The 12,847-nt window shown below is 56.6% G+C and carries 10 protein-coding genes, 1 tRNA gene and 1 pseudogene; 6 read left to right on the plus strand and 6 right to left on the minus strand.

The features are described from left to right. The first annotated feature begins 448 nt into the window (after nt 1-448). From AC0L3A_RS38485 to AC0L3A_RS38495, 3 genes and pseudogenes are all read left to right on the plus strand, one after another. Entirely contained in the window at nt 449-799 is a 351-nt protein-coding gene (locus AC0L3A_RS38485) for a hypothetical protein (RefSeq protein WP_246649192.1), read from the plus strand. An 874-nt stretch (nt 800-1,673) separates the two neighbouring features. After that, on the plus strand, nt 1,674-3,452 hold the full coding sequence (locus AC0L3A_RS38490; protein WP_311985909.1) for an adenylate/guanylate cyclase domain-containing protein: 1,779 nt from the start codon (nt 1,674-1,676) through the stop codon (nt 3,450-3,452). 24 nt (nt 3,453-3,476) lie between these two features. Then, nucleotides 3,477-3,651, plus strand: a pseudogene (locus AC0L3A_RS38495) (DUF1214 domain-containing protein); the annotation flags it as partial. Nucleotides 3,652-4,388: 737 nt separating this feature from the next. Here AC0L3A_RS38495 and AC0L3A_RS38500 read toward each other — a convergent pair. Together AC0L3A_RS38500 and AC0L3A_RS38505 are read right to left on the minus strand one after the other, a co-directional pair. Then, on the minus strand, nt 4,389-4,874 hold the full coding sequence (locus tag AC0L3A_RS38500) for a hypothetical protein (RefSeq protein ID WP_219683744.1): 486 nt from the start codon (nt 4,872-4,874) through the stop codon (nt 4,389-4,391). A gap of 1,134 nt (nt 4,875-6,008) precedes the next feature. Then, on the minus strand, nt 6,009-6,227 hold the full coding sequence (locus tag AC0L3A_RS38505; protein ID WP_219683745.1) for a hypothetical protein: 219 nt from the start codon (nt 6,225-6,227) through the stop codon (nt 6,009-6,011). A 126-nt stretch (nt 6,228-6,353) separates the two neighbouring features. Between AC0L3A_RS38505 and AC0L3A_RS38510 the strand changes: the two genes are divergently transcribed. Beyond that, the gene (locus tag AC0L3A_RS38510) at nt 6,354-7,178 is read left to right on the plus strand and encodes an FkbM family methyltransferase (protein ID WP_219683747.1); all 825 of its coding nucleotides are present in this window, start codon (nt 6,354-6,356) and stop codon (nt 7,176-7,178) included. Between the two features lie 23 nt (nt 7,179-7,201). Here AC0L3A_RS38510 and AC0L3A_RS38515 read toward each other — a convergent pair whose 3' ends face one another. From AC0L3A_RS38515 to AC0L3A_RS38525, 3 genes are all read right to left on the minus strand, one after another. Next, nucleotides 7,202-8,338, minus strand: coding sequence for a glycosyltransferase (locus AC0L3A_RS38515; protein WP_473256358.1), 1,137 nt, complete (start codon nt 8,336-8,338; stop codon nt 7,202-7,204). 217 nt (nt 8,339-8,555) lie between these two features. Beyond that, nucleotides 8,556-10,151: an autotransporter outer membrane beta-barrel domain-containing protein gene (locus AC0L3A_RS38520; protein ID WP_473256359.1), complete on the minus strand. Its 1,596-nt coding sequence runs from the start codon at nt 10,149-10,151 to the stop codon at nt 8,556-8,558. 217 nt (nt 10,152-10,368) lie between these two features. Beyond that, complete coding sequence (locus AC0L3A_RS38525; RefSeq protein WP_354128765.1) at nt 10,369-10,749, minus strand: HD domain-containing protein; 381 nt, start codon at nt 10,747-10,749, stop codon at nt 10,369-10,371. A gap of 188 nt (nt 10,750-10,937) precedes the next feature. Between AC0L3A_RS38525 and AC0L3A_RS38530 the strand changes: the two genes are divergently transcribed. Then, on the plus strand, nt 10,938-11,423 hold the full coding sequence (locus tag AC0L3A_RS38530; protein ID WP_219683749.1) for a hypothetical protein: 486 nt from the start codon (nt 10,938-10,940) through the stop codon (nt 11,421-11,423). Between the two features lie 27 nt (nt 11,424-11,450). On the opposite strand, the gene AC0L3A_RS38535 is transcribed toward AC0L3A_RS38530, so the two are convergent. Next, nucleotides 11,451-11,526, minus strand: a tRNA-Trp gene (locus AC0L3A_RS38535). 150 nt (nt 11,527-11,676) lie between these two features. Here AC0L3A_RS38535 and AC0L3A_RS38540 point away from each other — a divergent pair. Further along, the gene (locus AC0L3A_RS38540) at nt 11,677-12,792 is read left to right on the plus strand and encodes a serine hydrolase domain-containing protein (protein WP_473256360.1); all 1,116 of its coding nucleotides are present in this window, start codon (nt 11,677-11,679) and stop codon (nt 12,790-12,792) included. Nucleotides 12,793-12,847: the final 55 nt, after the last annotated feature.

Below are 12,847 nucleotides of genomic sequence, written 5' to 3' on the forward strand. Positions count from 1 at the left end.
AGGCCGGATACATTGATGCAAGACCGCATCTGCCAGGTTGACGAAACCTCTTGCAACGCGCGGCCGGACCATACATGTGGGTCAAAATGCGAAGAAGAGCAAATCTGGTCCGCCATGCCTCACTGAGCGGACCTCAACCGGTGCGTTGCTACTTCGCTGATGGGCCAGCAGCGGTCAATCGGCCGAGTCGGCCCAAGTCGTCCTGACAGGCTGGGCCAAAGAAGCAGCTGCACTGACCTTTGTTGAACTGTTGTCGTTTTTGAACCTTCGCTCGAATTGCAGGACTCACGTCAGTAGACGATGGGGATGGACTATCCCATCACAGCGTCGAGCGATTTTGGCTACCGTCACTCATCAGCGGCAGTTGCAAAGGACTTAGTTTCCGGGTTGCCAGCCTAAGCCGCACCAAGCCAGCGGATCGGCCGGTGAATATCGCGGAGGCAAAGAGATGTTTCCAGCGAAACTTGCGGCATCGTTGCTTGGCTCAGCGTTGCTACTGACACCCGTACTGGCACGTGACGATGGCCGATACGACCACTCTCCGCTGAAGCCATGGTTCGAAAGCTTGCAGAGCGAATTTGGGAAGTGCTGTACCGATGCCGACGGGTACATAGTGTCCGATGCGGATTGGGAGTCCACTCGTGGGCGTTACCGCGTCCTCATTGACGACGAATGGGTGATCGTACCTGATGGCGCGGTTATCACAGAACCAAACCGTTTCGGCCGCACAATGGTCTGGAGGCACTACATAGACGGCCATCCGCGCGTCCGATGCTTCATGCCTGGCAGTATGACTTAATGCCCTTTGAAAGGTAATCCGCTTCGGTCAAAGGCTGCCCTCTCCAGCCAGCATGGCCTTGGTCGGGTCAGTTGCCCGAAGCGGACATGCCCGCGCTCCGGGCTGAGGTCAGCCACGGGCCACAACCAGACCTCAGGGCCGACATTGGCGAGCGATGCCAGGGATCTTTCCGAGCAATCAGTTACCGCGCCGGGATCGCCAAAACCTGATGCCAGCAGATACTGCCCTGTCGTAAGCTGCGAGGGCCGCGTCGGTTGATATCTCGACCATCTCTCGGAACCGTGCGTCGCTCACCTGCGTGAAGCTTTGGCTTATGGCGTCGGTGAGTTCATCATCGCTGACCGATGGCTCCTTGGGGATTGTTCGCCCCGTGAGCTGACAGAGCAAATTTAGCCGGTAGGTGTCTGCCGCAACTTGCGAAGCCCAGTCTTGCAGGTCCACTGCCTTCCGCATCTTTCCAGCTGCCCAGAACGGTCGATCATTCGGTCAGAATATCCTCAAACTTTCCCATATCAACTATAAGGTTCTCATCCGTTTGGCCCAGGCTAAGCAACGACTGCCGCCATGTCGTCAATGCGTCTAACTCTCGGCTCATCTTCTTCCGGAAGCACAAAAGCTCTCGCATCACACGCTGAAAGCCGAATTGAAATGTTCGCTAAGAAAGCATCGTTGCCCAAGCCAAATTCACAGTACTTGACCTAGACACGCCCTTTTCAAGGTGGTCAGCTTCCATGTCGAAACGCTTTTCCTAGCGATAGTCAGGTCATCTGTCGTTTTAATCGCGGGGTAAGCCTACTGAGTCACGGAGCCTACCCGCTAGCGCGAGGCCAGTCCCTATGGTTTGATCTCTTGGCTTAGATCATAGGGGTCCTTCGTGGCGGGCGAACGCATCGAGCGTCGACTAGCAGCTGTTGTAGCCGCTGACGTGGCGGGCTATTCGCGGCTTATGCACAAGGATGAAGAGGCGACGCATACCAGGCTGGCATCTCTCTTAGCGGAGGGTGTAGCCCCCGCGATCGCGGAGCATCGGGGCCGCTTCGTGAAGAACACCGGTGACGGTTTCCTGGCGGAGTTTCCAAGCGCGGTTGAGGCGGTTCGAGCTGCTTTGCAGTTCCAGACTCGAACCAAGGAACTTACAGCCGGTGAGATTGAAGAAAGACGTATAGCTTTCCGTGTGGGCGTCAATATTGGCGACGTAATCATCGAGGCCCATGACATCTTTGGAGACGGCGTCAATATCGCGGCTCGACTTGAGAGCATCGCGGAACCCGGTGGCATTTGCATCTCGTCTTTTGCCTACGATCAGGTTCGTGGCAAGGTCCCGGTTGAGTTCGTCGATCTAGGCGAGCAGAACCTTAAGAACATCGACCGGCCTGTTCGTACCTACGCAGCAAAATTGAAGGATGGAGCGGTTTCTGTGCCCGACCCATGGGCCAAGAAGCCGCTGGCGCTGCCCGACAAGCCTTCTATAGCTGTCCTGCCGTTCGAGAACATGTTGGGCGGTCCCGGCCAGGAATACTTCACGGATGGTATGGTCGAGGACATCATCACCGCGCTCTCTCGGTTCAGATCGCTGTTTGTGATCGCCCGCAACTCGACCTTCATTTACAAAGACAGAGTCGTCGACATCAAACAGGTCGGACGTGAATTGGGCGTGCGTTACGTACTTGAAGGGAGCGTTCGAAAGGCAGCTGGCAGGATTCGCATTACAGGACAACTTATAGACGCCGTCACTGGTTCTCACTTATGGGCGGACAAATTCGACCATCACGTTGCCGATGATGTTGAGAATATTTTCGATCTACAAGACGGCCTTGTCGCTCGGGTAGTAGGCGCCATTGCGCCTCGGATAGAGCAAGCCGAAATAGAACGAGCGAAGCAGAAATCCACCATCAGCCTTGATGCTTACGATCTCTACCTGCGTGGACTCTCGAGCTGGAATCGCTGGACCAAGGATGATAATGACCAAGCAAAGAAGCTTTTCTACGCGGCGATCGATCATGATCCTGAATTTACAACGCCTTACGGGCTAGCAATTTCTTGCTACATTATGGATCGATCAAGCCATTGGTCCAACCATCAAGATAAAAGAGAAATTGCGCGGCTAATTCATCGAGCGCGAGACATTGGGATGGATGATCCAATTGCGCTTTGTTGGGCGGCGCATGCGATGGCGATGTTCTTCGGTGAGAATGACGAGGCCATCTCCCTGGTTACGCGGGCCACCGAGTTGGATACCAATCTTTCTGTAGCATGGGCCCGCGCTGGATGGATCAACGCGTACGCAGGCGATGCTGACCGGGCGATCGACAGTGTGCATCGTGCTATAAGGCTCAATCCCTTAGATCCGCGTATCTTTCTTGCTTATTCCGCTATGGCATTCGCTCACTTTATTGGACGAAGAGAAGCAGAGGCAATTGAATGGGCTATCAAGGCGTTGCGGCTGAAGCCCGACTGGCCTCCGGCGCTTCGAGTGATCGCGGCCAGCAATTCGGTACTTGGATTTTACAGCGAGGCACAACGAGCCATTGCGAAGCTGTGTGCATTGATTTCCGATGAACGGATCTCCACAGGTTTAGTCAACTATCTCAAGAGACAGCAAGATAAGGAACATTACTCCAACGCGCTGCGTAAGGCCGGCCTCCAAGCGTGAGACGGAGCGAACTCCTAGCCGTGGGTGACGATGCACGACCGGAAGAGCCAGTTCCTGATAAAGAACCCGATCAACCGTTACTTGATCAACTCTCCAATGTTGTCGGGTGAAGAAAGACGCGGGCGGCACGGTGACGCTCTACATCCAAAAAGACAGCCCCGGTGCGTACAAGGAAGCAAACTGGCTCCCGGCTCTAGACGAGGGATGGCTCCAGCAAAGTCCAATCGACTTGGTTGTCGTTGTCAGGGGGGGCTGATAGCTCCTGCATTCCCGCTTAGTGGCGCGTGGCGACGGAGGCGAACAGACAAAGCGCCCCGTTCACGACGCCGAACGCGGCGCGACGGAGGATGTATCAAGCGTAATGGAGGCACACCGCGGGCGCTTCGCTCAACTTCTTCCACCAGATCTCGAAGATCTTGCAACTCTGAGAGCTGAGAAGCGAGTTCGCTAAGTCGTTCGTAAAGGATTGCGCGAGATCCTCGCATAAATGTCCTCCCCACCACAAAAATCACTATCAGGACAGCATCAGAGCAAATGAGAAGACTAAATCAGCGACCGCGCTCGGCTTCATTAAAGCATGTGAATCCCGTCTGCGAACCCGAGTAGTTCCGGAAATTCGGAACCCCACTGTCTCCACTCAGGTAGGGGGCTGCCGTCTGCTCAAAATGAATTTCTTGACTGCTTCAATCGTGCGAGCAAGCTGTCGCGGCCGGCGCGACCTACGCGGCGGAGTGACTAGCACAACGAAGAGCAGGTTCAGCAGCAGCCAGCAGCCGACCGCGATGAAAATGTACTTCATAACTCCTCAGAGGTACCCTCGGCGCGCCTGCGCCCGACTTCGCGATCGCATCCGACGTGAGGGATGTCGACTGGAGTAGGCTACGGCAGGTCGCCGATGGCGCCGACCCGCCATCAGCTCTTGGCAATCAATGGCGTTCAGCGCGGATCTCTCCTGACACCTTCTAGCTCACCCCACGGAAGTCCCTCGCCATTGCACGATGAGTTCACCGCTACGCTAATGACGGGCGTAATGTGCTTAATCAATCCAAGCTCGCGAAGAAATTTGGACCAAAAGTAATCGAGTACTGTCCAGAATACGGGCTGTTGGACGTACACCGTGCCGCGAAAGACAACGAACGAACGATCTGTACCTGCAGCAAGATGCCGAATGAGATCCCGGTTCGAGCCATCGGGAATAAGTGTCGCGATCTGCAGATGGCACGAGGCTCTGCTCGCCCGGATAATCGGCGTGTAATTCACGACCTCGTCGGTCACGACGACGTCGAAGTGGTTGCGTTCAAAGAATTTGATAAGGTCGTCCTTTAAATAGTTTTGAGTTTCGGGCTGGCTTGCGATCTTCCATCCAATCGTCAACAAAAGCACGGCAGCAATAGACCACCTAAATGCGCTGGAATAGTTCACGCCTCACCCCAAGAACACTGAAGCCGACTATTAGGCCGAGTATGATTGTGTTGCCGACCGTGTCTCCCCATGATCCATGGACGGTGGCGTAATGCCATTGGCTCAAACCCATCAAACTAATCCGCGCGACGTTCACTGCTATTACTGAAACGCAGGCCAAAAGGCACCACAACACGTCGTAAGCGGATTTCTTGGAGCCCGCTAATTGGCTCACGGTAACCCAACACAGTACTGCAAGAGACACGTTCGCAAGCGAAGAACAAGCTGGCCAGATTACAAGAACTCCGGATCCGTCAGCAAATTCCACGATGTCCCCGGTCCGATGCGTCCCCAGTATCCAACCAACGAGGGACGCGTCGATTTGCAATATTAGGTTGGCAAAAAACTGAAATAGCAACCGGCTCCAAAGCATGGGCACGGTGATAGCCAGTAATATGAAAGCGCCCCGTCGAGATGAGACGACATCGGCGGAGATAATGATGTAGAGACTAAGAGCGGTTACTGCGAGCCAGCTCAGGGCTCCGATCGGAAGAACGACGAGAAAGAGAAAACCTGCCCCCAGGGCCAGCTCTGACGGACGCACCCCAAACGTTCGGTCTCGATGAACAAGAGATACCCCGGCGGCACACGAGATCCACACAATTATGCTAATCCCGAAGGTATTGAAAAGTGCCTCCGCCCATCCAAGCCGGTTAACTGATTGGATGATGCGTGATGCGAGGCCACTTACACAACCGAGAGCGAATAGTCCCGCAAAGAATTCTCCGCGTGACAACTGCCTCGATATTCGCAATGTACCACGTGCAATCCACTCCTTTGAACATGCGACCACAATCCAGTGCCTCGCCTCGTTTCAGCCGCCGAGTGTTTCCCAGACCACGATAGAGCCTTGCTTGAGAACCGAAATCCCTTGAACTCTGGCGTAGACGAAAGCGGACACAACGATTTCGTCCGGCTAGTATCAGCGGAGATTGCGATTAGCTAACTGCAACGCCTCGCCTGCGCGGCGTGCTCATTATAACAGGCTAGCAATCGCTCTCTTCGGGATTGGCGTGCACCCCCTTGCGACCGCTTGAAGTACCCACCGAAATGTCAGGTAAGACAGGCTGCCCCGGGGCAGGCGAGCTACCAATGTCAGCCAACCTTACGACGGCGTTTAACCAACCAGTAGACACCGTAGCCAATGGCGAGAATCGGAAGGCCGGTGCCAGCAATCGGACCGGGGGCTCCCTTCACTTGGCCGGGCGCGTTTTCGCAATTTCCATTGCCGTTGCAGGCTAGGGCGGGCGGCGCAGAAATTATTAGAGTGAAGGCCAGAGCTAATGCAGACAAAACTCCCGAGGCGATCTTCATTGTTCTGCTCCACATTTTTAAACGGGTCAGATCTTGTTTTGCGCATTTATTGCGAGTTAATTTGCATTTATTTATAATTAATGCCTACCACAACGTCAATAGCTGGAAAACCCCCGAGTGGCAGTCATGCTGACCTTTAAGCGGCTCCTGCAGGATATCGCCTTTAACAAGATGTCGATTGGAATCGCGCATGCGCATCGTTTCCCCCTGCTGCATGAGAAGCATGCGCTCCGCGAACTGCTCGTCTATCTCGACGCCGATTGCGTTTTTGACGTTGGCGCAAACGAGGGGCAATATGCCGAGTTGCTGAGGTCTATCGGTTATGATGGCCAGATTGTTTCGTTCGAACCTATCCCGCAACTTGCGAAGGCGCTGCGCGAAAAAGCTGTCTACGATGCGAGTTGGTATGTTGAGAGCGTTGCATTGGATTCAACGCGACGGCATGTCGAGTTTAATGTAGCATCGTCGCATTCCCTATCGTCTCTGCATACGCCGCTGTCGGGTGGCGTGTTTGAGCGGGATATAGCCGCGTCAGAAAGAATCGGCATCGACACAGACACGCTCGATGATTACTTTCGCAAATATCAAAAAGCGCTTGGGTTCAAGCGTGCCTTTCTGAAAATGGATACTCAAGGGCATGACCTCTCCGTTGCCGCGGGAGCCGGCGAGATGCTCTCAGAATTCTATGGCCTCCAATCCGAAGTGGCAATCGCTCCGTTGTACCAAGACCAACCGAGCCTGAGAGAAGCCGTAACATTTTACGAAGAACGGGGCTTTGCCGTAAATGCAGTCCTTCCCACGCACTACGCCTTTCCCACGCTGATCGAGGTCGATTTCCTATTCATAAACAGGCGTCGCATCCACACTGGCCCAACAACGAGCTATCGACGGCAGCGCCGTAAATCCGCTGAGGTATGGGCAGGCGCGAACGAAACTGACAAGGTCGGATAGGGGCCCAGTCGTTTTGGCAGCCTTCAGCGGTGGTCCTTCCGCACGGTAGATCTAAACCATTCAACTGCAGGCCGCACCAGCTGCCATCCTCGCAACCCAAGAACCTTCTTGCAGGCGAGAAACCACCAACGACGCGATCTTTGAACGCTCGGATCGATACTCACGGCAAGTTTAGACAGGCGTGCTGAGCTCGCCATCGCGCCTTCATTGAAGGCAGCGCTTGCGCAGCCGATCCCTTCAAGTGCCAACATGTGGTTCATCCGGATACGAAGATCAGCAGCGTTGGTCAACCTCGCGGCGCTACTATCCAGGAAATGTTCTATCGCTGCCTTGCGTTGGAGCAGGTCTTGCTCCCGCGAAGGCTCACTTGACATATTGGCCGAGTGCGCTCGATACACGGCTTGGTCAGCGGCAATGACCCCGACATCGCCGTGTGCGGCCAGCCGTAACCACATTTCCATATCAGAGGCGTACGGTAAATCAGCTAAATACCCGCCCAATCTTTTCTGCAGGCTTGTGCGAACCACAACGGTTGGTGACAGCACAATGTTTTTTGCGCCACTAAGTGCAATGAAATCAAGTCCGGACAAAACGCGGGTTGTCGATCCAACGCCTGTTCGACGCCGCGAACGCTCCCCGCGTTGATCAAGAACGACCGCACCGCCGAAGGTGAAAGCGACGGACGGATGATCGTCCATCAGCTCGACTGATCTCGAAAGGGCACCGGGCAAGAGGTAATCGTCCGCAGACAGCAGAAGCATGTAGTCGCCTCTCGCCCAGGCGATGCCTTCATTGGCGGTAGCAATCAGCCCTTGTTTCGAGGTGTGCCTGCAATAACTGACGCGGGGATCGGAGCAGACTAACCCTTCCGCAACTTCCGCTGTATTGTCCGGCGACGCATCATCGATAATAAGCACGCGCAGTTCGGGGCCGGATTGCGTCAAAACGCTCTCGACGCACTCTCGCAGGAAGCGCCCATAACGGAAGCAGGGAACAACCACGTCTACCGAACTCATTTTCGCAAACAGACCGTCACAAGAGGGCTGAGCCCGCCTGTCTGAGAAAAAAACAAATCCGATTAAAAAGGGTTCCTGGCCGGTTGCTGCAACAGGCAGCCCGTCAACTCCCTTCAAGGCAGCTGCTACAGCAAGCCTTTCCATTCTCCTGAACTGGCGGACACGGAACGGTACCAAAGGAACAGAACGCGCAGCGGTTGCCGAGGAGCGGCTTAACGCGCTGGCCGCCCCGACATTCCCGCGGAAGACGCCTTACGCGACTACACCGCAAGCTGGTTAGTTGACGAACCGGTGTATTTGCTCGACGCGCAACGAACAAAAGCCCGGCGCACGTCAGCCCAGTGGACCAGCCCACTCCCTTCTAGGTCAGCAAGAGGCCATGCGGCGCGAATATGAAATCCTGAGGCCTGAGTGCTTCCTCGCTATGGAGAATCACGTCATTGCCTGCACTGAACGTGATCGTGCTCTCGTGTGTGGTCGGATCAAATGCCGAGATCGTGAGTTCGCTGAAGTTCTCGATACCAAGCGCAGCGACATCGATGTGGTCGGTTCCTAAATTCGAAAGACCCTGACCGAGATCCTCGACCTTGTCGTGGCCGTTATTGACGCTGAACACGAAGGTGTCGTTGCCTCCTTTCGCGAGCTCAAGCATCACCTGAGCGTCGCCCCACATGTCATCGTTGCCGGTGCCGCTGATCAGCTGGTCGTTCCCTCCACGCGCGTTGTCAGACATCGTCTGCGCATCCCCGACAAGCATGGTATCGTATGTTCCGGCAGGAGCCGGGCTTGGAACATTGCCTCCGGTCAGACTGTCGTTGCCGCCCTGAGCGTCGCCGGACATGGTCAGCGCATCGCCGTAAGCTCTGCTCAAGCCGGATGCGATGTCGCCGCTTTGCAATGCGCTGCCGCCGATATAGGTGTCATTGCCGCCGACGGCATGATCGCCCATGTTGCCTCCGGCGTCGCCGTAGAACGTACTTCCCTCCCCGCCGGTCTTGTTGAAGGTGTCGTTGCCGCCCTGAGCGTGGCCGGACATGTTGCCGCCAGCATCGCCATAGAAGATGTTTGGGAAGAAAGTGCCGCTAAGCTGATTGTAGGTGTCATCGCCACCCTTAGCAAAATCAGACATGTCGCCGCCAGCGTCACCGTAGACAAAATTGTCGGTTTCAATTCCGTGCATCGTGTAAATGTCGTTACCACCAGCAGCGTGGCCCGACATATCGCCACCGGCATCGCCGTAGAAATAATTGTTGGTTTCAGAGGAGCCGTTTTTTGTGAAGCTGTCGTTGCCGCCGTGAGCATAGTCAGACATGTTGCCACCAGCGTCGCCATAGAACCGCAAGGTCCTCTCTGGCCCGTTACTGGCCGTCAAGGTGTCGTTCCCCCCTTCCGCGAAACCGGACAGGTTTCCGCCAGCATCGCCGTAAACAGTGTCTGTAAAGTGCCCATCTCCGAGAGAGAGTGTGATGCCGTCGTTACCGGCTTTGGCGTGACCTGACAGATTGCCACCGGCGTCAGCAAAGACATTGACTATCGGGCCAAAGAGCAGCCCACCAGACGGAAGTCCGGTGACTTGAACGTTCAGCGTGTCATCCCCAGCATTGGCATGATCGGAGATGCTGCCGCCAGCATCACCGTACATGTTGACCGTAACTGCGGGCTGAGAAAACGAGGGGTAAGTGACTTGGGCGGATAGCGTGTCATTGCCGCCCTTGGCATGATCGGAAATATTTCCGACCGCGTCGCCAAACATGTTGAATGTGAGGGGAGTTGGTGGCGGAGCGTTGAAGACAAGTTGCGCAGTGAGAGTATCGTCACCACCGATGGAGTGATCCAGCAGGCTTCTTCCGGCATCACCATAGAGGAGCGGTGTGTCGGTGGTGCCGGTCAAAATGTCCTTTGTACCGATCTCATGGTCCGTCAAATCACCCGGATTAATAGGAACGCGCCTGATCATGACTGCCTCCTCAACGATGCAACAACCTAGAGGCGACGCAGATTATCAGAATACGTCTGGCGCGTTGAGGCAGATAATACGGCAGTAGTACTTTCTTAAGTTGCGCGTTCAGGTCTGCATTGCGTCACAAGCTGACGGTCGGCAGGCAGCGCGACAGGGTCAGCCAAGGGCCCAATAGGCGACGTCACGCCCAAACTTGACTGACACAACGCCGCGGCTACCGAAGCGGGCGGGACCGGCTGAACAAGAAACGGCTGGGAGTGAACTTTCGGGCTACTGCGAGCGCGCTGCTCTCGCACGTTTCAAGCGCGATCTTCTGGGCCAGCATGACGTCTCCAAGCACGTACACTTCCATTGGATTCAGCGGATATGAGGAGCCAACAATTAAGCCGGCAGTGTCCCACAGCGCATCAATGTGCGTAATGTCATGGACTGTCAGATTGGGAAGGCAACTAGAGATTTTCTCAAGAATGCCTTTTACACGCTCCCGAAACACGATGAACGAGGTCTTTAGGCGAGTAGCCTTCTCGACGTCCTTCGGGTCGACATTTTTGAAGACGCGGCTCCAAATTTCACACTCTCTAAAATCGCTTGTCATCGAATCATTGACCTACCGTCTGCAGTCCAATCTGCCGAACCCAACCTAAACGGGCAAGCCGCTGCCCAAGCAGGTGACCTACAACCTTCGAACATGCGAACCCGCTCGGCGCTTCGCGAGCTATGCATCACGGGCTCACGATTCCAAATTAGCTCTACGCTCTCACGTCACAGCCTCTTCTTCTATCCATGCAGAAACGAATCGCTGGGATTCCAAAGTGGGCATTGATCCACTGCCCATATTCGTATCAATTTCTCAGGAATGACGTACGTTTGTTCGGCATAGGTAAGGCGTTCGCTTTTGAGGACCTCTTCAGCGGCCAACATTGGCGAGGACAAGGACAGCGGCCGAAGACAGCTGCAGGCCATGAGCGTTTTGCGAAGCGCGCCGGCATCGACCTCGTCGGCACCTATCATGATGAGGCTGTGAAGGTCTCCGACCCGATAGACACCCGGCTTGGGTTTGCCGAGATGCTGGAGGCTTTGGAGGCCAGCGCGGGACCTTATGGTTCAAGAGGTAGGTTCGCGCCGCTCAAGGCGCGCGGCTTTGATCTGATCGCTGCTGATTTCCCTCGCCGAAGAGACGCGCGTTGGCTGGACCGTCTGGCTCACCAGCTCAGCAACGTTTACCCCGCCGTGTACCCCACGCCGGCAGGCCTCACTGACCCGAGCTAGGTTTCCTAAGTAAGTCCTTGAAAATGCTGGCAGGAGTGGCAGGGCTCGAACCTGCGACCCCCGGTTTTGGAGACCGGTGCTCTACCAATTGAGCTACACTCCTACGGACCCTGCGTTGCCGCCCGGATCAGGCCGCTTTGAAGCACAGGGGGCGGCCGGATTGCAAGGGTGAAGCGCGCTGGCCTCGCTTGTTTGTGCCGCGCCTTCTGGGCCACAGTCCGCTCCGAACAATAATAAGCAACTGGGAGTGCCCATGACTGCCCAAGCCTTTGCGACTGCCCAAGCGTCCGCGACAGCCGCCCACCGCCCCTCGACCTCGCCGAAGACCCCGCCTCTGCCGGAATCCCGCCCTGAGACGCTGGGGCTGTCGCGCACCCGCCTCCAGGCCATGTCGGACGCCTTCAAGCGCGAGATCGACAAGGGAACCGTGCCGGGCGTCACCGTGCTGGTGGCGCGGCACGGCCAGGTCGGCTGGTTCGAGGCGCTCGGCAGGCAGAGCCCGACGGGCTCGGCGCCGATGGCGCATGATTCGATCTTCCGCATCTTCTCGATGACCAAGCCGATCGTGTCGGTCGGCATCATGACGCTGGTCGAGGACGGCCACCTGATTCTTGCCGACCCCGTCGCGAAATTCATTCCGGAGTTCGCCGATCAAAAGGTCGGCGTGGTCAGCGGCGGCAAGCTGGAACTGGTTCCGCCGAAACGCCCGATGACGGTGCAGGATCTTCTCCGCCACACCTCTGGCCTGACCTACGAGCACCAGGGCGACGGCCCCGTGCACAAGATCTACCAGGAGTCGCGGGTGCGCAGCCGCAAGATCACCAATGCCGAGCATGCCACCCTGGTGGCGAGCTTCCCGCTGGTCTGCCATCCCGGCGACGAGTTCAACTACAGCCGCTCCACCGACATCCTCGGTCGCATCATCGAAATCGTCAGCGGCAAGTCGCTCGGCACCTACCTCTCCGAGCGCATTCTCGCGCCCTTGCAGATGGCCGAGACCGGTTTTGCGACAGCGGAGGCCAATGTCGGCCGGCTCGCCGAGCCGTTCGCGGCCGATCCCTGGACCGGCGACAAGGTCGCGCTGTTCAACATGCTCGAGCAGCCAATCATGGAGTCCGGCGGCGGCGGCCTCGTCTCCACCACCATGGACTATGCCCGTTTCGCGCTGATGCTGCGCAATGGTGGCACGCTCGACGGCAACAGGATCATCGGCCGCAAGACGCTGGAGCTGATGGCCTCCGATCATCTCGGGCCTCACGTCGTGACCAACGGCACTCTGCTGTCGCCCGGCCACGGCTTCGGCCTCGGGGGGGGGGGGGGGGGCGCCCCCCCCCCGCCGCCCCGCCCACCGCGGGGTGCCGGAACATGATCTCCTCGATCGGCGCCGGATCGATGTTATGGCCGCCGCGGATCACGAGATCCTT

It is taken from the genome of Bradyrhizobium sp. MI1.3, assembly GCF_055811695.1.

Coding starts and splice junctions, on each gene's coding strand:
- AC0L3A_RS38485 (WP_246649192.1), top strand. CDS start 449: ATGTTTCCAGCGAAACTTGCGGCATCGTTGCTTGGCTCAGCGTTGCTA.
- AC0L3A_RS38505 (WP_219683745.1), bottom strand. CDS start 6,227: ATGAAGATCGCCTCGGGAGTTTTGTCTGCATTAGCTCTGGCCTTCACT.
- AC0L3A_RS38510 (WP_219683747.1), top strand. CDS start 6,354: ATGCTGACCTTTAAGCGGCTCCTGCAGGATATCGCCTTTAACAAGATG.
- AC0L3A_RS38515 (WP_473256358.1), bottom strand. CDS start 8,338: ATGGAAAGGCTTGCTGTAGCAGCTGCCTTGAAGGGAGTTGACGGGCTG.
- AC0L3A_RS38520 (WP_473256359.1), bottom strand. CDS start 10,151: ATGATCAGGCGCGTTCCTATTAATCCGGGTGATTTGACGGACCATGAG.
- AC0L3A_RS38525 (WP_354128765.1), bottom strand. CDS start 10,749: ATGACAAGCGATTTTAGAGAGTGTGAAATTTGGAGCCGCGTCTTCAAA.
- AC0L3A_RS38530 (WP_219683749.1), top strand. CDS start 10,938: ATGCAGAAACGAATCGCTGGGATTCCAAAGTGGGCATTGATCCACTGC.
- AC0L3A_RS38540 (WP_473256360.1), top strand. CDS start 11,677: ATGACTGCCCAAGCCTTTGCGACTGCCCAAGCGTCCGCGACAGCCGCC.